This window comes from Cellulomonas terrae (assembly GCF_007990265.1).
Lineage (GTDB): Bacteria > Actinomycetota > Actinomycetes > Actinomycetales > Cellulomonadaceae > Cellulomonas > Cellulomonas terrae.
On record NZ_BJWH01000011.1, the window covers coordinates 1 to 18,753 of the forward strand.

The 18,753-nt window shown below is 73.5% G+C and carries 12 protein-coding genes; 4 read left to right on the top strand and 8 right to left on the bottom strand.

What is annotated here, in order from left to right:
• Window positions 1-141 precede the first annotated feature (141 nt).
• Genes CTE05_RS11235 through CTE05_RS11250 form a run of 4 tightly spaced genes read right to left on the bottom strand, consistent with a single transcriptional unit; the run spans window position 142 to window position 5,004 of the window.
• Entirely contained in the window at window positions 142-1,041 is a 900-nt protein-coding gene (locus tag CTE05_RS11235; protein WP_146846225.1) for a carbohydrate ABC transporter permease, read from the bottom strand.
• Entirely contained in the window at window positions 1,041-1,967 is a 927-nt protein-coding gene (locus CTE05_RS11240; RefSeq protein WP_146846226.1) for a carbohydrate ABC transporter permease, read from the bottom strand. The genes CTE05_RS11235 and CTE05_RS11240 overlap by 1 nt, the downstream gene beginning before the upstream one ends.
• Window positions 1,968-1,995: 28 nt before the next feature.
• Window positions 1,996-3,279 carry an ABC transporter substrate-binding protein gene (locus tag CTE05_RS11245; protein ID WP_146846227.1) on the bottom strand — a complete coding sequence of 428 codons (1,284 nt, stop codon included), beginning with the start codon at window positions 3,277-3,279 and terminating at the stop codon, window positions 1,996-1,998.
• A 42-nt stretch (window positions 3,280-3,321) separates the two neighbouring features.
• On the bottom strand, window positions 3,322-5,004 hold the full coding sequence (locus CTE05_RS11250) for a glycoside hydrolase family 13 protein (RefSeq protein WP_146846228.1): 1,683 nt from the start codon (window positions 5,002-5,004) through the stop codon (window positions 3,322-3,324).
• Between the two features lie 74 nt (window positions 5,005-5,078).
• Between CTE05_RS11250 and CTE05_RS11255 the strand changes: the two genes are divergently transcribed.
• The 3 genes from CTE05_RS11255 (at window position 5,079) to CTE05_RS11265 (ending at window position 9,343) form a co-directional block, all read left to right on the top strand.
• The gene (locus tag CTE05_RS11255) at window positions 5,079-6,296 is read left to right on the top strand and encodes an ROK family transcriptional regulator (RefSeq protein WP_146846229.1); all 1,218 of its coding nucleotides are present in this window, start codon (window positions 5,079-5,081) and stop codon (window positions 6,294-6,296) included.
• 112 nt (window positions 6,297-6,408) lie between these two features.
• On the top strand, window positions 6,409-8,688 hold the full coding sequence (locus CTE05_RS11260; RefSeq protein ID WP_146846230.1) for a beta-L-arabinofuranosidase domain-containing protein: 2,280 nt from the start codon (window positions 6,409-6,411) through the stop codon (window positions 8,686-8,688).
• Between the two features lie 199 nt (window positions 8,689-8,887).
• Window positions 8,888-9,343: a hypothetical protein gene (locus tag CTE05_RS11265; protein WP_146846231.1), complete on the top strand. Its 456-nt coding sequence runs from the start codon at window positions 8,888-8,890 to the stop codon at window positions 9,341-9,343.
• A 95-nt stretch (window positions 9,344-9,438) separates the two neighbouring features.
• Here the strand turns inward: CTE05_RS11265 and recD are convergent, their stop codons facing one another.
• The 4 genes from recD to CTE05_RS11285 form a co-directional block, all read right to left on the bottom strand.
• The gene (recD, locus tag CTE05_RS11270) at window positions 9,439-11,103 is read right to left on the bottom strand and encodes an exodeoxyribonuclease V subunit alpha (protein WP_146846232.1); all 1,665 of its coding nucleotides are present in this window, start codon (window positions 11,101-11,103) and stop codon (window positions 9,439-9,441) included.
• Window positions 11,100-14,381: a UvrD-helicase domain-containing protein gene (locus CTE05_RS11275; RefSeq protein ID WP_146846233.1), complete on the bottom strand. Its 3,282-nt coding sequence runs from the start codon at window positions 14,379-14,381 to the stop codon at window positions 11,100-11,102. The genes recD and CTE05_RS11275 overlap by 4 nt, the downstream gene beginning before the upstream one ends.
• Window positions 14,378-17,704, bottom strand: coding sequence for an exodeoxyribonuclease V subunit gamma (gene recC, locus CTE05_RS11280; RefSeq protein ID WP_246123549.1), 3,327 nt, complete (start codon window positions 17,702-17,704; stop codon window positions 14,378-14,380). The genes CTE05_RS11275 and recC overlap by 4 nt, the downstream gene beginning before the upstream one ends.
• A 138-nt stretch (window positions 17,705-17,842) precedes the next feature.
• Entirely contained in the window at window positions 17,843-18,040 is a 198-nt protein-coding gene (locus tag CTE05_RS11285; RefSeq protein WP_146846235.1) for a hypothetical protein, read from the bottom strand.
• 98 nt (window positions 18,041-18,138) lie between these two features.
• Between CTE05_RS11285 and CTE05_RS11290 the strand changes: the two genes are divergently transcribed.
• Window positions 18,139-18,750 (top strand): CGNR zinc finger domain-containing protein, encoded by a 612-nt coding sequence (locus tag CTE05_RS11290; RefSeq protein WP_186814833.1) that lies wholly within the window; start codon window positions 18,139-18,141, stop codon window positions 18,748-18,750.
• Window positions 18,751-18,753 lie beyond the last annotated feature (3 nt).

Below are 18,753 nucleotides of genomic sequence, written 5' to 3' on the forward strand. Positions count from 1 at the left end.
CCCGCCGGTGACCGCCGGCAGGCGCACCCCGGACCGGGGTGCGCGGAGCCGGTCCGACGCGACGCGGGGCGCTTGGTGCACGGGACCAAACTGGCACACGCCTGTCGGCGCGGCCATGCGGGCGCCGCCTGCGGGCTCCTCCTACTTGATCGCCCCCTGCGTCACCCCGGACATCACCCAGCGCTGGGTGAACAGGTACACGATGATCGCCGGCGCCATGGCCATCAGGTACGAGGCGAACGCGACGTTGTAGTTGCTGCTGAACTGGGTCTGGAAGATGTTCTGCAGCACCGGGAGGGTCTGCAGCGTGGAGTCGGCGGTGATGAGCGACGGCATCATGAAGTCGTTCCACGAGGCGAGGAACGCGAAGATCGCGACCGTCGCGCTCATGGGCGCCATCATCGGGAAGACGATGCGCCGGAACACCACCCACGTCGTGGCGCCGTCGAGCCGGGCGCTCTCCTCGAGCTCCTCGGGCAGACCGCGGATGAACGCGGTGAACAGCAGGACGCTGAACGACAGCTGGAACATCACGTGCAGCAGCGCGACGCCGACCGGGTTGGCGAGGCCGACCATCCCCGTGAGCTTGACCTGGGAGAGGGCGAGCACCGGGAACGGCAGGAACATCGCGGCGAGCAGGTAGAAGAAGGACCACCGGAACACCTTGTGGTCCCAGTTGCGGGCGATCGCGTAGGCCGCGAAGGCCGCCAGGACGACGGTGCCGACGACGGTGACCGCGGTGACGAACACCGAGATGGCGAACGCGCGGGGGAAGTCGGTGAGCTCCCACGCCTGCACGAACCCGTCGACGGTGACCGGGGACGGCAGGGAGAAGACCTGCCCGTCGACCGACTGCTCGGTGGTCTTGAAGGCCATCGTGACCGTCGCGTACAGCGGCACGATGACGGCGAGCGTGCACGCGACGAGGACGAGGGTGACGCCCCAGCTCGGGTTGTCCTCGCCTCCCCGGGTGAGGAAGCGCCGGCGGGGACGGACCGGTACCTGGGCGGGGGTCGTGGTGACCAGGGTCTGGGCGGTCATCAGAACGCGCTCCTTCCGCGGTTGAGGCGTAGCTGGATCACGGCGAGGACCACGGCGATGAGGAAGAAGATCGTCGCGTTGGCCATCTGGTAGGCGTAGTCGCCCCCGGTGAACCCGGAGAAGATCGTCATGGCGACGCTGCGGGTCGCCGTGCCCGGACCGCCGTTGGTCAGGCCGACGATGATGTCGTAGGCGTTGAGGAAGTTCTTGAAGCCGATGACGAGGTTGATCACGACGTACCCGGCGACGAGCGGCAGCGTGATGGAGACCAGCCGTCGCACCGGGGACGCGCCGTCCATCGACGCCGCCTCGTAGACCTCGGCCGGGATCGACAGGATCCCGGCGATGTAGATGAGCAGGGCGCTGGGGATCGCCTGCCAGGCGGTCACGATGACGATCGTCACCCAGGCGAGGTCGGGGTTGGCCAGCAGGCTCTGCTCGAGCGCCGTGATGCCCACCGCCTGCCCGAGCTGCGGCAGCGAGTTGGAGAACAGGAAGTTGAAGACGTACGCGATGACGATGCCCGAGATGACCATGGGCAGCACGAACGCGGCGCGCAGCGCGATCTTCCCGCGGATCTTGGCGGTCAGGCCGACGGCGAGGAGGAACGCGACCAGGTTCACCAGGAGCACGGTCACGAGGGCGAACCCGATCGTGAACAGGTAGGAGCTGCGGATCGCCGGGTCCGAGAAGAGCGCGACGTAGTTGGTCAGGCCGATGAACTCGAACTCACCGAAGCCGACCGAGTCGGTGAAGCTGAAGGTGATGCCCATGATCGCCGGCAGGGTGATGCAGAGCGTGAAGAGGACGAGCGTGGGCAGCAGGAACAGGTAGAACGTCCGGTTGACCCGGGGACGACCCACCGTCGTCGACGGCCTCGCCGCGACGTCGCGGTCGACCGGTCGGGTGGCTGCTGTGGTGGCCATGTGCTGTCTCCGTTCGGGGTGGGAGTCGTCAGGAACGGAAGGCGAGGCGCCGCCAGTCGGCGTCGAGGGTCCGGAGGACCGGCTCCGGGTCCGCCCCGGAGGCGAGGGACTGCGTGTAGTTCTGCAGCGGGATCGACTGGGGGACCAGCTGGGACGCGCCCAGGTAGAAGGCCGCCCGGTCGTAGTACTCCTTGAGCTCCACCAGCGTGTCGTTGGTGACCGGGGCGGCGTCCTTCGTCACCCCGAAGCCGAGCGCCTGGGCGTTGTAGGCGTCGATGATCTCGGGCTGCATGAGGAACGACAGGAACTCGCGCGCTGCCTCCTTCTTCTGGGACCCCTCGGGGATCCACAGCGCCAGGTCGATGTTGACCCGCACCTTGCGGTCGGCCGGGTCGTCCGTCATCGGCAGGGGGAACGCGCCGACGTCGAGGTCCGGGTTCGACTTCGCGATCTCCCCGATCGCCCACGGACCCTGCAGGTACATGGCCGCCTCGCCGTTCGCGAACGCGACGTTCCCGTCCCCGTAGCCGCGGCTCTCGGCGTTGTCCTGGGAGTACTGGACGAGCTGCTGCATCTGCCGGACCGGTGGGAGGAACTGCTTCTCGAACGACACCGGCGCGTCCGGTCCCACGTTGGTGCCCTGCCGCTTGAGCTGGCTGAAGAACTCCGTGGTGTCGACCGTGCCGCCGACCGAGTAGTCGAACGAACCCTGCGCGATCGTCCACGGGTCCTTGAACGTGCTGTAGAGCGGGGCGACGCCCGCGGCCTGGAGCGTGTCGCACACGGCGAGGAGCTCGTCCCACGTGGTCGGGACCGTCAGGCCGTGGTCGGCGAAGATCTGCCGGTTGTAGAGCACGGCTGCCGCCATGAGCGAGTACGGGATCACGCTCGTGCGGTCCGGGTAGGTGGCCGTGACGTCGATGAGCGGCTTGAGCTCGTCGAGGATCCTGTCGGCCTCGGGCATGTCGCCGAGGTCGCTCAGCGCTCCTCGCTCGACATAGCGGGAGACCTCGAAGTTGTAGTTGAGGCAGCCGATGTCCGGCGGGTTCTCCCGCACGAACGTTCCGGCCAGGTTGGACGCGGCGTCGTGGCGGACCCGCACGCGCGACTGGGTCTGGTGGAACTGCTCGATGAGCTCGTCGAAGTACCCGATCACCTCGGGCTTCGACTGGTAGAAGACGATCTCCGTCGGTCCGGAGCCCGTGGGTCGGGCGCACGACGCGAGCGCGAGGCCGGCGCCCGCGACGCCGATGCCGCGGAGGAACCCGCGGCGGCTCAGCTCCGCCGAGAGCAGGGGTGTCTGGGACGTCATGCCTTCGCCTCCGTTGGTCGAAGTCACCCGTGGGTGCCGGGGTCAGTCGTCGTGCGAGTGGTCCTGCTGCAGCCAGACGGTCGTCTCCGCCGGTACCTCTCGCCCCTCGACCGGAGCGCTGGACACGATCACGGAACCGGGGGGCATCGGCACCGGCGAGCTCCCGAAGTTCGTGACGGACGTCCAGCCGCCGGGCCGCCGGAACGCGACGACCGTCGGGTGCGTGGAGGTGAGCCACTCCAGCGTCTCGCCGCTCTGCAGGCGGCGCCTCTCGGACAGCGCACGCCGGTAGAAGCTGAGGGTCGACGCCTCGTCGGCCTCCTGGCGCTCCGCGGCGAACCGACCGAACCCGGCGGGGACCGGAAGGTGCGCGAGCTGGTCGCCGAAGCCGAGGGTCGGGCCCTGCGCGGCCCACGGCAGCGGCACGCGGCAGCCGTCGCGTCCCTTCTGCTCGCCGCCGGAGCGCAGGAACGTCGGGTCCTGGAGGGCGTCGGCCGGGAGGTCGGCCACCTCGGGCAGGCCCAGCTCCTCGCCCTGGTAGAGGTACGCGGAGCCGGGCAGGGCCAGGGTGAGCAGGGTCGCAGCGCGTGCGCGTCGGCGGCCGCGCTCCTCGTCGGGGTGGGGCTCGGTGCCGTCGTGCAGGAGCCACGCGTTGAGGTCGGTGCCCTCGGGCAGGGCGTACCGCGTGGCGTGCCGCACCACGTCGTGGTTGGAGAGCACCCACGTGGACGACGCCCCGGACTCGCGGGCGAGCTCGAGGTTCCTGTCGATGATCTCCGCGAACGTCGCCGCGTCCCACCCGGCCTCGAGGAGGTCGAAGTTGAACGCCTGGCCCAGCCCGTCGGGGGAGGCGTAGCGGGAGCGCCGGTGGGCCGGGACCCACGCTTCCGCGACCGCGGTGCGCGGTGGGTCGTACTCGTTGAACAGCCGGCGCCACTCGCGGTAGATGTCGTGCACCTCGTCGCGGTCCTCGAGCGGGTGAGCCCCACGAGCCCCGTGCCAGATGTCCGCGTCCAGGTCCGCCTGGCTCGCGAGCGGCTCGGTGAGGTCCTTGGCCAGCGCGTGCGCGACGTCGATGCGGAACCCGTCGACCCCGCGGTCGGCCCAGAACCTCAGGGTCGTGAGGAACTCCTGGCGCACCTCGTCGTCGGCCCAGTTGAGGTCGGGCTGCTCCGGGGCGAACAGGTGCAGGTACCACTCGCCGTCGCCGACGGGCTCCCACGCCGGGCCGCCGAACGTGGAGGTCCAGTCGCTCGGCGGGAGCTCACCGTGCTCGCCGCGGCCCGGTCGGAAGATGTAGCGCTCGCGGGCCCGTGAGCCCGGCGGCGAGGCGAGCGCCTCCTGGAACCAGACGTGCCGGTTGGACGTGTGGTTCGGGACGATGTCGACGATGAGCCGGATACCCGCACGGTGGAGCGCGGCCCGGAGGTCGTCGAACTGCTCGAGCGTCCCGATGCGCGGGTCGACGTCCCGGTAGTCGTCGACGTCGTAGCCGCCGTCGGCCAGCGCGGACGGGTAGAACGGGCTCAGCCAGACCGCGTCGACGCCCAGCTCGCGCAGGTAGGGCACCTTGCTCGCGATCCCGGGCAGGTCGCCGATGCCGTCGCCGTTGGAGTCGGCGAAGCTGCGCGGGTAGATCTGGTAGACAACAGCCTGCCGCCACCAGGTCGCGTCCTGCTGCTGGGGGCCGGTTGCGCTGCTGCCGGTCGCTGCCAGGGTCGTCACTCGTTCCTCCGATTGATGTACGTCCTAAATTTAAGACCTACCATTAAAGTGGCACCGTCGACCGAGGAGGTCAAGTGGTTGTCCGGAATCCGGTGGCGTCACGGCACCTGCGCGACGTCAGCGCGCGGCTCGTGCTGGAGCACCTCTGGGACGTCGACGACGTCACCGGATCGGCGTTGATCGAGGCCACCGGGCTGTCGCGGGCCACCGTGCACGACGTCTGCGACGAGCTCATCGAGCTCGGCTGGGTCGTCGAGCTCGAGAGCCAGCGCACCGAGGGCGACCGTCGCCAAGGGCGACCGGCCCGCCGCTACGCGTTCGACCCGCGCGCCGGGGTCCTCGTCGGTGTGGACGCCGGCCAGCACCGCATCAGCGCCACCGTGACGGACCTGAGGGGCGACTCGCTCGCCCGCGCCGTCCGCCCTGTGGCAGCGTCGGACGGCACCGCCACCCGCCGGCTCAGGCTCATCGAGGAGACGATGGTCGCCGCCCTGGCGGACGCCGGCGCCCCCCACCGCAGCGTGCTGGCCGTGGCGGTCGGCGTCCCGGCCCCCGTGGACCGCGACGGCCGCACGTCGTTCGAGGACAACCCGTTCTGGGACCTGATGAACCCCGACATCGGCGCCCACCTGCACGACCGGCTGGGATGGACGACCCTCACCGACAACGACGCCAACCTCGCGGCCATGGCCGAGGACTGGCGAGGCCACGGCGCGGGGACGCGGTGCCACGTCACGCTGCTCGCCGGCGAGCGGTTCGGCGCGGGCGTCGTCGACGACGGTCGCCTCCTGCGCGGAGCCCACGGCGGGGTCGGGGAGATGCGCTACCTGGACCTCGTCGAAGGGGTCGGCTCGGCCGACGGCATCGCGGCGCTGGTCCGCGACGACGCCCGCGCCCAGCTCCAGCGCCTGGACGGTCGCTCCGGCTCGTCGCTGCAGGAGCTGGACGCCGGGACGCTCGACGCGGCGAGCGTCTTCGCGGCGGCCCGCGACGAGGACCCGCTCGCAGTCAGCGTCATCGAGCACGTCGCCGCGCTCCTGGCCCGCGTCGTCGCGACGTTCGCGAGCATCTACGACCCGGAGCGCGTGATCATCGCCGGCGCCGTCGCCGAGTCCTGCGAACCGCTGCTGGAGCTCGTCCGGCGCGACGTCGACCGGTACGTCGACCCGCCCGGCATCGAGGTCCTCGCATCCCGGCTGGGCCGCGACATCGTGACGGTCGGCGCCGTCAAGCGGGCCCTGGACCACGTGCGCGAGCACGCGCTGGAGATCGCGCCAGCCGCTCTGCGCTGACGGGGCACGCCGTGGTCACCCCCGTGCGCGACGGAGCCGTCCGCACCGCCGCGAGCGACCGGGACGCCACCGACCGCCTGGTTCCGGGGGCCGCCTCGTGGAACGCTGCCTGATGCACTCCTTCCCGCTCGCCGACGTGCGGCTCCTGGACGGTCCCTGCAAGGACGCCCAGGACGCCGACGTCCGGTACGTCCTCGCGCTCGACCCCGACCGGCTGTGCGCGCCGTACCTGCGCGAGGCCGGTCTGGAGTCCCCGGCTCCCGGGTACGGCAACTGGGAGGGCGACGGGATGGGGGGCCACATCGGCGGGCACTACCTGTCGGCGTGCGCGCAGCTGTGGGCCGCGACCGGGGACCAGCGGCTGCGCGACCGCGTCGAGCACGTCCTCGACGTCCTCGAACGGTGCCAGCAGGCGGTCGGCACGGGGTACGTGGGCGGCGTGCCCGGGGGAGCGGCACTCGGGGAGGAGCTCGCCGCGGGAGTCGTCGACGCGGACACGTTCAGCCTCAACGGGCGGTGGGTCCCGCTGTACAACCTGCACAAGACCGTGGCGGGTCTGCTGGACGCGGCCACCGTCGGCGCGTCGCCGCGAGCGCTGACCATGGCGACCGCCTGGGCCGACTGGTGGCTCTCGGTGAGCCGACGGCTGTCCGACGAGGCGTTCGAGGAGATGCTGCACACCGAGTTCGGCGGCATGACCGAGACGTTCGCCGCCCTGGCCGACGTGACCGGCCGGCCGGAGTATCTCGCCGAGGCCCAGCGCTTCGCGCACCGCGAGGTGCTGGACCCCCTCGCCGAGGGGCGCGACGTGCTCGACGGGCTGCACGCCAACACCCAGATCGCCAAGGTCGTCGGCTACGCGCGGCTCGCCGCGCTCACGGGCGACCCCAGGTACCGCGATGCGGCGCAGTTCTTCTGGCGCACGGTGACCGCCCGCCGGACGGTCGCGATCGGCGGCAACAGCGTGCGCGAGCACTTCCACGCCACCGACGACTTCACGATGATGGTCGCCGAGCGCCAGGGCCCCGAGACGTGCAACACGTACAACATGCTCAAGCTCACCGCGTCGCTGTTCCTCGCGTCCGACGACGTCTCCTCCCTGGACTTCTACGAGCGGGCGACGCTCAACCACGTGCTCTCGTCGCAGCACCCGATGCGCGGTGGGTTCGTGTACTTCACGCCGCTGCGGCCCGCCCACTACCGGGTGTACTCCCAGCCCGGGACGTCCATGTGGTGCTGCGTCGGGTCCGGCATGGAGAACCACGCCCGGTACGGCTCCCTCGTCTTCGCGCACACCGACGGCGACCTCGTGGTCAACCTCTACCTGGCGGCGTCCCTCGACTGGGCCGAACGCGGGCTCACGGCGCGGCTCGACGCCGACCTGTTCACCTCGGACACGGCCGTGCTGGACCTCGCCGTGACGTCGCCGGTCGCGCTGGGGCTGCGGCTGCGCCGTCCCGGTTGGGCGCGCGACGTGCACGTCGAGGTCGACGGCGAACCCGTCGAGGCCGAGGTGGCCGACGGCTACCTCGTCCTACGACGCACCTGGTCCGGGTCCCACCGGGTGACGGTGCGCTTCGCGACCGGCCTGGCGGCCGAGGCGCTGCCGGACGGCTCCGGCTGGGTGGCCCTGCGGTGGGGGCCGGTCGTGCTGGCTGCGCCCGCCGGGCAGGACCGGCTCGACGGGCTCCTCGCCGACGAGCAGCGGATGGGTCACGTCGCGGCCGGTCCGACGCGAGCGCTCGCGGCCACGCCGGTGGTCGCGACCGGCGACGCCGTCGACGCGGCGGTGCTCGTCAGCCGCGACCCGCTGCGGGTCGACCTCACGGTGTGGGAGGAGGGCGCCGACCGGCCGTCGACCGTCCGGCTCAGCCCCTTCGCCCTGCTCCACGACACGCGGTACACGCTCTACTGGCCGGTCGGCACCGACGTCGACGCGCGGCGCGCCGAGCTGGCGGCGCTCGACCGGACCGAGTCGGCCCACGCGGCCGTCGTCGCCGAGGTCGTCGCCGGCGAGCAGCAGCCCGAGGCCGACCACGCGTTCGCGGGCGAGCACACCCGTGCCCGCACGGTCGAGGGCACGCACACCCGCAGCGCGACCGGCTGGTTCTCCTACACGCTCCACGACCCGGCCGGCGCTGGCACCGTGCTGCATGTGACGGCGATCGAGCCGACCGCCGCCGACCCGCGAGCGCAGGAGCTCCGGATCAACGGGACGGTGCTGGGCCCGCCGGCCCGCACCTGGGTGGAGGCCGGCGTCCGGCACGCCCACCACCCGGTCGCGGACACGGTGCGGGGCGACGACCCGGACGGACGGCTCGTGGTGTCCGTGCACGGTCGCGACGGGCTGCCCACGCTGGACGTGCTCCGGATCCGGCTCGTCGAGGCCTAGCGCGGCCCGCGCAGCCCGCTCGCCCGGCGTCTCGACGGCCGCCGGACGGGCACACATCGACCCCCGACTCGTGCGGTGAGCACGCGCGATCGAGTGACAGGACTACTGCGCGACTGCGCAGGTGCCGATGATCGTGAGGCATGCACTGTCGTTGCGCCGCCACCCGGACGGTACGCGCGACCTCGACGAAGGAGTCGTCATGGGCGGCAGCTCGCGGGCCAGGTTCCCGCGTCTCCACCTCGGCGCGAGGACCGCCATCGCGGTCACCGCCGGTGTGCTGACCGTGGCAGTCGCCGTTCCGGCAGTCGCCGACGCGACGACGAACGACGGCAGTGACCAGGTCGTCGTTGCTCCCACCGAGGAACCGACGGTCGAGCCGACGACAGAGCCGACGCCCGAACCGACTGTCGAACCGACTGTCGAACCGCCCGCGGAGCCCTCCGGGGAGCCGAGCGCGGAGACGGTGACCGATCCCACGATCGAGCTCGGCGAGGCCGACGAGCCGGGGAGCGACAGCTTCGGTGCTTGGGTCTCGGCGCAGGCTCACGACGGTGGCGTCGACGGGCAGGCGATCTCCGAGGCGGCGCACCAGCGCAACGACGAGCGCAAGGCTGCCCACGCCGCTGCGGCACCGAAGCCCGCACGCGACAAGTAGGCGGGCTCGGAGGTCGACGAGGCCGACTGTCACGTCCCGCGCCGCCGAGCGTGCGGGCGAGCCGCCGAAGCGTCGCCCGTGGGGACTGCGGTCCGTCAGCGGGGCTCGCGCAGCCCGCTCGCTCGCCGGACCGGGCGCTCGACGGCGGCGCGGACGGCGTCCTCCGTCCCGATGACGCGGACCTTCTCACGCGCACGGGTGACCGCCGTGTACAGCAGCTCGCGAGTGAGCAGCGGGGACGTGGCGGGCGGCAGCAGGAGCGTGACGCGGTCGAACTGGCTGCCCTGACCGCGGTGGACCGTCATGGCGTGGACGGGCTGCACGGCGGGCAGGCGGTGCGGGCGGACGAGCCGCGGGTTCTCGGGCTCGCCGAACGCGACCACGACACCGCCGAGCCCGTCGGAGATCACGACGCCGGTGTCGCCGTTGTAGAGGCCGCTGGCGCGATCGTTCTCCGTGACGAGCAGCGGCCGGCCGACGGGCCAGGCGCCCGCGCCGGACCCGATCCACGCCTCGGCGGTCGCCGCCCAGTGAGCCAGCCCGAACGGGCCTTCGCGGTGGGCGACCAGGAGGCGGTGGGTGCCGAGCGCTCGCAGCGCGGCAGGGGCGTCGTTGGCACGCGCCGCATCGACGAGCGCGGCGCCGCTGGCCTCGATGTCCGCGCGCAGTCCCACCAGGTCCGACGGCGACAACCGGTCGGCGGCCGGCTCGACCAGGGACCTGTGCTCGTCGCCGGAGCGCAGGAGCGCGAGGGTCGTGTCGGCGTCGCCGTGCCGGATCGCCTCGGCGAGCGCGGCGAGGGACGCGCCGTAGCGGTGCGCGCGGGTCAGGCGGACGACGCCGCGGGGGAGCGCCGCGACGAGGTCGCCGAGCACCGCACCCGCCTCGACGCTGGCGAGCTGGTCCGGGTCGCCGACGAGCACCAGGCGGGCGGTCGGCCGGAGGGCCTCGACCAGGCGTGCCATGAGGGACAGCGACACCATCGAGGACTCGTCGACGACCACCACGTCGTGCGGGAGCCGGCGCAGGCGGTCGTGGCGGAAGCGGGTGGTGGTGCCGGGAGGGCGGCCGAGCAGCCGGTGGATCGTCGTGGCCTGCAGCGGGCCGACGCCGTCGAGCGCGGCGACCTCCGTGTTGACCGACTCCTGCAACCGAGCGGCGGCCTTGCCCGTCGGCGCCGCGAGCGCGACGCGCAGGCCGGGGCCGGCGGCGGCCTGCAGGGCGGCGACCAGCCGGGCGACCGTCGTCGTCTTGCCGGTTCCGGGGCCACCTGTGAGGACCGTGAGGTACGACGTCGCGGCGGTCCGGAGCGCCTCGCGCTGCGCCTCGTCGGAGGCCGACGGGTAGAGGCGGTCGATCGCCGCGGACAGGGCGACCGGGTCGGCGGGGGCGGGTCGGGCGAGACGCTCGTGCATCGCCGACCGGACCGTCTGCTCGTCGCGCCAGTAGCGGTCGAGGTAGAGGCGGCCGTCGACCCACCGCAGCGGGCGGTCGGCGGGGCCGTCCGGGCCGTCGGCGACGAGCGGGCTGCGACGGACCACGTCGTCCCCGCCAGGGGTTCCGTCGAGGACCACGCACACCGACCCGCTGCGCAGGGCCTGGACGGCGAGCGCCGCGGCGAGCAGGACGCGTTCGTCGTCCTCGCCGCCGATCGCGCCGAGGCGTCGCGCGACGTGCACGTCCGCCGACGTCAGGCCCGAGAGCAGGCCGGTCTCGCGCCACGGGACTGTCGCGGCGTACGGGTCGTCGGTGGTCGTCATGAGCCCGCCAGCAGGTCGGAGAGGGCGACGACGAGCGGGGCGGGCGGGCGCCAGGAGACGACACCGAACGGGACGCCGTCGACCGTCGGCGTGGTCGGGCCGGCCATCCCGCGCAGGAACAGGTACAGGCCCCCGCCGAGGTGCGCCCCCGGGTCGTAGGTCGGGAGGCGCCAGCGCAGGTAGCGGTGCAACGCCGCGGAGTACAGGAGGAGCTGCAGCGGGTAGTGGGCGTCCATCATCGCGGCGACCGTCGACGCCGGGCGGTAGTGCCACAGCGTGAGGGGCTCGTCGAACGGACCGAGGCGGTTCGTCTTGTAGTCCACGACGAGGTACCGGTAGCCACCCGGGACGTCCGCCGGCACCCGCAGCACGGCATCGATCGAGCCGGTGAGGTAGCCCCGCAGGCGAGCGGGCGAGAGCGCGTCGAGCCGGTCGGCGTAGGGGGCGAAGGCGTCGTCGGCGGGCAGGTGCGCGCGCAGCAGGCCGGCGAGGTCGTGGACGGTCGTCGCACCTCGCAGGGGGCCGGTGTCGCCGCCCGCGAGCGGGAGCTCGAAGTCGAGCTCCGCGAGGCGGTCCCGGGGGTCGATCGCGGCGAGCGACAGGTCGCCGGTCAGCGGGCCGAGCGGGGTGCGCAGAGAAGGGAGCAGCGCCGACGCGGTCGCCGACGCGTCCGGTGCGAGCTCGGCGCAGCGGGCGGTCAGCTCGGCGGCCAGGTCAGCGGCGCTCGTGTCGACGAGCTCCAGGACGCGGTGGACGAACGTGCCGAACGCGGTGCCGGACGGCAGGTCGGCCATCGGCGACGGGACGTCGCGCGCGGAGGCGTGGTCGTCGCCCGGCACCGGGACCACCTCGGGCTCGTCCGCCACCCCGGGTGACTCCGGCTCGCTCCCGACGCGCGTGCCGACGGTCGCGGCGTCGTGCGCGGCCGCCGTCAACGCCGAGTACGAGGTCCGCCGCCACGCCACGTCGGGCCGCCGGTCGAGCGTCGCGGCGCGCAGGTCCGTGGAACGCGACGCGGGGGGAGCCCACGGGCTCACGGCCGACGCCGACGTCACGACCTCGACGTCGAGCGCGTCGGTCGCGAGCGCGCGCAGCGTGCCGGTCGTCGCTGCGTCGGTGGTCGACCTCACCAGCTCGGCGGGGTTCCCGTCGGAGTCCCGGGCACCGAGCAGGAGCCGCGTCAGGGCACCACGGACGGAGTTCGCCGAGGGCGCCCACCAGGCGACGACCTGGCTGGTCGCCCGCGTGAGGGCGACGTACGCGAGGCGCAGGCCCTCGCCGTCGTCGGCGGCGGCACCCGCCGCGCGCGCCTCGTCGTACCCCGGGCTGCCCTTGCCTCCGACGTGCAGCAGCCGGACGTCGTCCCGGTCGTACCCGATGGTCGCGGGGCTGGGTGGTGAGTACTTGTCCCACAGGAACGGCACGAGCACGACCGGGAACTGCAGGCCCTTGCTGGCGTGCACGGTGATGACCTGCACGGCCGCCGTGTCGGTCTCCAGGCGCCGGCTGCGCTCCTCGGCGTAGTCCTGACCGGCCTCCTCGACACGCGCACGCAGCCACTCGAGCAGCGCGGCGGCGCCGAGACCGTCGTCCGTCGCGGCGGCGTGCAGCGCCTCGCCGACGTGCCGCACGTCGGTCAGGCGGCGCTCGCCGTCGGGCAGCCGGACGAGCCGCTCGCGCAGGCCGTGGGCGGCGGCGGCCTCGAGCAGGGACGCGACGCCGTGGTCGTCGAGCACGCGCGACCAGGTGCGCAGCAGGTCGGCCAGCTGGTCGCGGCGCTCGTCGGACGCCTCGGCGAGGTCGCTCGCGGTCCAGCCGATGAACGGGGTGAGTGCCGCGGCCGACACGAAGCCACCGACACCGGGCCGCGCGAGCGCCGAGAGCAGGACCAGCCAGTCGCGGGCGGACGGCGTCGCGAAGACGCTGGACAGCATCGAGATCACCGCGGGCACGCCGACGGTCGTCAGCGCCCGCTGCACCGCGACGGCATCCCGGTTGACGCGCGTGAGCACCGCGATGTCGCCGGGCTCGACCGACCGCCACCCCTCGCCGTCGGCCAGCTGCTCCTCGGCCAGGGTGCGCAGGACCTGCGCGGCGACGTCGGCGTAGACGAGCTCGCGGACCTTGCCGACGGGCGGGTTCGCCGCACCGTCGGGGGTGCCCAGGGCCGCGCGCGTGATCTGCCGGACGCGCACCGCCGGCCCACCGCGCAGGCGACGGCCCGTGCGCGCGGGCTCGATCGGGTGGACGACGATGCGGGGGTCGCCGAGCGCGGTGCCGGACAGGATCGGGGCGAGCCCGTCGAGCACGGCCGGGTCGGCGCGCCAGTTGCGGTGCAGCGTCTGCGTGGTCGCGACGGCGCGGGCGCGCAGGTAGGTGGCGACGTCGGCGCCGCGGAACCGGTACACCGCCTGCTTCGGGTCCCCGATGAGCACGAGGGTGCGGTGCCCGTGGAACGCCGTGCGCAGGATGTCCCACTGGACCGGGTCGGTGTCCTGGAACTCGTCGACCATGACGATGCGGTACCGGGAGCGGACGCGCTCGGCGGCCGCGGCCCCCGTCTCCGGGTCGGTCAGCGCGTCCCGCAGGAGCACCAGCAGGTCGTCGTAGTCGAGCACGCGCAGCGCGCGCTTGCGCCGCAGCAGCTCGCGGCGGGCAGCCGTGGCCAGGCCGTACGAGTCGCGCGCCCGCCCCGACGACGCGTCGGCAGGTTCCAGCGTCGCGGCGGCGTCGCTGATCGCCTCGTGCGCGATCGTCCGGGCGTCCTGCACGGACAGCGTCGGGGAGCCCGTGAACGCGTACTTGCGCAGGTAGAGGTCGTCGACCACCTCCGCCTCCAACGACGCGATGTCCGGGACCAGCCGCGCGTCCGGCTCGACGTCACCGAGCGTGCCCAGCGACGTGAGCATCTGCTGGCAGAACCCGTGCGTGGTGGTGATGGTCGCGGCGTCGAACTCCGCCAGCGCGACCGCGAGGCGCTGCGCCCGGACGACGCGGTCCGTGCCGGCCAGCAGGGTGATGACCGGGTCTGCCGAGAGCGCGTCGTCCCGGAGCGCCCGCTCGACCTCGACCAGGCGCTCGCGGACGCGTTCGCGCAGCTCGGACGTGGCCAGCCGGCCGAACGTCACGAGCATCAGCTCGGGCAGGCGCGCCACGCCCTCGGCGACGTAGCGGGCGGCCAGCGACGCGATCGTCGTCGTCTTGCCCGTGCCGGCGCTCGCCTCGAGCACGACCGTGCCCTGCGGCAGCGGGCCGCACACGTCGAAGGGCTCGGTCATCCGACCTCCTCGTGCGCGACGAGGTCGGACCAGAGGGCCATCGCCAGTGCGCCGAAGCGGGTGGACTCGGAGCCGGTGGCCCGCTCGACCAGGAGCCGGTCGAACGTGACCGGGTCACCGAAGGCGAGCAGGTGGTAGGCGTCGGCGGCCTCGAACCCGCCCCGCCCCGCGGCCGCGTCGTCGGCGGTCCCGAGCTCGGTGCGGGCGCTGGCGAGCGCGTCGGCCTCGTCGCCGCCGCCCGTGCGCGGGTGCGCGTAGGCCAGGCTCGTCGCCAGCGGCAGCGGGAGCGGTCCGCACATCGCCTCGTCGTGGAGGGCGACGAGCCGCTGCAGGATCGCCCGGGGGTGCTCCGGCGCCGTGAGCCGAGCGACCCGCGACGGACGGACCTGTCCGCGGCCGATCGTCACGGCTTCGAAGGTGCGGTCCGGAAAGGCGCAGGCCAGCGCGAGCAGCTGGACCCAGGCGCGCAGGCGGTACTTGGCGCCGAGCTTGGAGAACACGGTGCGGACCAGGACCTCGCCGCGCACGCCGTTGACCGTGCCGGTGAGCACGCGGCCGTCGTCCAGCGGGATCGTGACGTCGACGCTGGTCGCGGGCTCGGCGAGGTAGCGCTGGGACGCGGCGAGCAGCGGTTCGACCTGCCTGAGGATCTCCTGGAGGGTGGCGCTGCCGAGGGTCGCAGGGGGCATGTGCCCGCGGCGACGCTCCGCTGCGGCGGCGTCGTCGAGCGGGATGCCGTCCAGCGCGGCCCGGAGCAGCCGGTCACCGACGGCCCAGCGGTCGAGGCCGTCCAGCGCGAGGGGGAGGCGGTCGTCGAGCTGCGGCTCGTCGCCGGGCAGGGTGGCGCCGAGCCGCTTGCGGAAGAACTCGCGGACGGGGTGCTCCAGGGTGGAGGCCAGGTCCTCGAGGTCGAGGTGGTCGGTGTCGGGGGGCTGCAACCGAGGGGCGGCCGCCGGCGGGGTGGGGTGGTGCCTCGTGCGCGCCGCGGCGAGGTCGAGCACGTCGAAGCTGAACGGCTCGCTGCGGCCGAGCAGCCCTGCGACGAAGTTGCGCTCGTCGACCGTCTGGAGCGGATGGTGCACCACCCGGTCCCGGGCCGTCGCTCCCTGCGGCCACGTCACCGCGTTGTCGAGGGCGTCGAGCAGCTCGCCGACGGGGACGGCGGGCGGTCGCGTCGCGCCGGTCCGCTCGTCCGCGCCGGAGTACACGACGGCGAGGTGCTGCTGCGCGCTCGTCACCGCGTCGAGGAACAGCTGACGGTCCTCCTGGCGGACGTCGCGCTCACCCACGAGCGGGTCGCGCGCAAGGATGTCGTCCCCGTCGCGCCCCGAGCCTCGGGGGAACGCCCCGTCGTCCATCCCGAGCAGCGCGACCACCCGGTGCGGCACGGCGCGCATCGGCGCGAGCGAGCACACGGTCAGCGCACCGGTCCGGAAGTTCGCCCGCGTCGGCCGGCCCGCGAGGTGCGGTTCGAGCAGCGCGACGACGTCCGCGAGACGCAGGGTGGTGCTCGTCGCGGTCCGCACCGCGTCGATCGCCCGGGCGGCCTCGGCCTGCTGCCAGCGGTCGGCGGGTGCGACGTCGGTGAGGAGGTGGACCGCGCGGTCCAGGGAGGCGAACCAGTCGGCCGCCGGTCGCACCCCACCGAGCTCGCGGAGCGTCACGGTGAGCCGGTCGACGAACTCCGCGAGGCGCCCGACGAGGTCCACGTCGCTCGACCCGACGTCGTCGACGGGCAGGACCGTGCCGACGAAGCGCTGGTCCTCCTCGGCCATCGCCACCCCGAGCAGGAGACGGTCCAGCGCGGTCGCCCACGTTCCCTGGGGCAGTGCGCCCATCTGGTAGCGCTCGCGTCGCGACACGTCCTCGCCCCACCGGACCCCCGACTCCAGCGCCCACGCCCGCACCCGGTCGAGCTCCTCGTCGTCGAAGCCGAACCGCCGGCGGACGGGCGCCTGCCCGGCGAGGTCGACCACGGCCGACGCCCCCACGCGCGAGTCGGCGAGCTCCAGCAGGGTCGCGACGACGGCGAGCACCGGGTTGGCGCTCCGCGGTGCGCGGTCGGCGATGCGGACCCGCAGCGTCCGCCCGGGGTGCTCGGGCGCCCCCTCGTCGGCGCCCGCCGCCGGGCCGAACACGGCCTCGACGAGCGGGGCGAACGCCTCGACGTCCGGGCACATGACGATGATGTCGCGCGGTTCGAGGGTGTCGTCGTCCGCGAGCAGACCGACGACCACCTCGCGGAGCACCTCGACCTGGCGCGAGCGGCCGTGGCAGGCGTGCACCTGGACGGAACGATCGGCGTCGGGTGCCTCGTGCGTCGGGCCGTCGGTGCGGTCGTCGGCGATGCGGGCCTGGAGAGCGCCGAGGGCGGTGTCCGGGCGCGGTGGTGCGGGGAGGGCCGCGACGTCGGGGTCCAGCTGCAGCACTCGCGCCGCGAGCTCGATCGCGTCGGTCGCCATCGAGGCGAGCAGCGGGTGCGTCGCGGGGGTCGTCGTGGCCGACCTGCGTGCGGAACCCCTCGGCGCCAGCCGCCCCCACAGCGCGAGCGACGGCTGCGGCAGCCACAGGTGGACCTCACGGTGCTCCGCCAGCGCGTCGAGCACGCGCAGGTGACCGTCGGGGAGCGCCGTGGCACCGAAGACCGAGAGCCGCGGCGGCAGGTCGACGCCGGACGGGTCCGCCCTCAGCCGCTGCACCGCATCATCCAGCCGTTCCGCCGGAGACGCCTCGTCGACCGCCTCCCGGACCTCGCGCCACAGCCGCGGCTGCCATGCGAGGTCGTCCGGGAGAGGAGTGCCGAAGCCGTCCTCGTCACGACCGTCCGCCCACGCGTGCACCATCTGCGGGCGCTGCACGTCGTAGGTGCCGAAGAGGCGGGCCACCCGCTGCGCCAGCCGGAACCGGCGACCACGACGCACCTCGTCCTGGTCGTCGCCGAGGAAGCGGCTGACGGTGCGGAGCCAGTCGGCGCCGTGGTGCGCGTCGATCGCGTCGAGCACGTGCCACGCGAGCCGGTCAGGGCTCCACGGGTCGTCGTCGGAGGACGTCACCAGTGCCTCGCTCACCAGGCGGTGCGGCGACGGGAACAGCACGTTCGCGCAGATGCCGTCCGCCTCCGTACCGACGCCCAGGCGGTGGGAGAGCCGCTGCGCGACCCAGCGCTCGACGCCGCGCGTGGGGACCGCGACGACGTCGGGCGTGAACGGGTCGGCCGGGGTCGTGGCCAGCACGTCCGCCAGCGCTTCGACCAGGACGTCCGTGCGCTCCGCGACGTGGACGTGCAGGCCCGAGGCGGTCGTCGTCGACACGTCGGGGCTCACGTGGGCACTGTAGCCACGCGAGGTGGTCGTCATCGCGTCGTGCACAGGCTGCGGGGGGATCGGGACCTGGGCGTCGAACCGTCGTTCGCCCACAGCCTGCTGCAGGCCTGCCCCGTCCCGATCCTCGGATCCGCGCGGTCAGCGCAGGATCACCCTCGGGCCGGTCAGAGGGTCCACCCGCTCGGCGGCCCACCGCAGGGTGGCGGCGAGGTGGGGGCGCACGCTAAGCCGGCGCCGGCGGCGCTCCTCGTGCGGGAGCACGGGCGCGTCCGGCGTCGCCGAGTGCTGCAGGTTCCATGTGGCCCGAGCTCCGATGAGTGCGAGTCCCTCGATCATCATGACCTCCGCTACCGGTAAAACGTTGATTACCGGTAGCCTACGCCGGTGCTACCATCAAAACAAGAGATGGCGGTAGCGAGGACGAGGAGATGGCCGTGGAGCTTCCTGAGCTCGTCGGTGGCGCGCTGTGCCTGGACGTCGCGAACTCGGTGGACGGGCGCGTGCTGGAGGAACCGCTCGACTACCTCGCGACCTACGCCGACCTCGTCGGCTGGGCGCTGAGGGCCGGTGGTCTGTCCACCGCCGAGGCCGAGGCGCTTCGAGCACGGGCGGACGCCGACCCCGAGGGTGCGAGGGACGAGCTGATCCGTGCTCGAGCGCTCCGGGAGTCCGTGTTCGCCCTGTTCCACGGCTACGCGCAGGACGGCGCTGCTCGCCCGGACCAGCTCGCGGCGGTGCAGGAGGCGTACACGGACGCCCTCCGGCACGCTCGCCTCGAACCGGCCGGGGAGGACCTGTGCTGGACGTGGGACCCGGACCTGCGCCTCCCGCGCTGGCGGGTCGCGCAGTCGGCGATCGACCTGGCGACGGGCAGCTCGCTCGGCCGGGTCAAGGCGTGCGCCTCCCAGGACGGCTGCCAGTACCTCTTCGTTGACACCTCGAAGAACGGCAGCCGGCGGTGGTGCAGCATGACGGACTGCGGCAACCAGGCGAAGTCGAAGCGCCTCACCGCGCGGCGCCGCGCGGACCGCACGGAGGCTCGCTGAGCA

What these genes read in the sequence shown, in the direction of transcription:
- CTE05_RS11235 (WP_146846225.1), bottom strand. Translation starts at nt 1,041, where the DNA reads ATGACCGCCCAGACCCTGGTCACCACGACCCCCGCCCAGGTACCGGTC.
- CTE05_RS11240 (WP_146846226.1), bottom strand. Translation starts at nt 1,967, where the DNA reads ATGGCCACCACAGCAGCCACCCGACCGGTCGACCGCGACGTCGCGGCG.
- CTE05_RS11245 (WP_146846227.1), bottom strand. Translation starts at nt 3,279, where the DNA reads ATGACGTCCCAGACACCCCTGCTCTCGGCGGAGCTGAGCCGCCGCGGG.
- CTE05_RS11260 (WP_146846230.1), top strand. Translation starts at nt 6,409, where the DNA reads ATGCACTCCTTCCCGCTCGCCGACGTGCGGCTCCTGGACGGTCCCTGC.
- CTE05_RS11265 (WP_146846231.1), top strand. Translation starts at nt 8,888, where the DNA reads ATGGGCGGCAGCTCGCGGGCCAGGTTCCCGCGTCTCCACCTCGGCGCG.
- recD (WP_146846232.1), bottom strand. Translation starts at nt 11,103, where the DNA reads ATGACGACCACCGACGACCCGTACGCCGCGACAGTCCCGTGGCGCGAG.
- CTE05_RS11275 (WP_146846233.1), bottom strand. Translation starts at nt 14,381, where the DNA reads ATGACCGAGCCCTTCGACGTGTGCGGCCCGCTGCCGCAGGGCACGGTC.
- CTE05_RS11285 (WP_146846235.1), bottom strand. Translation starts at nt 18,040, where the DNA reads ATGATCGAGGGACTCGCACTCATCGGAGCTCGGGCCACATGGAACCTG.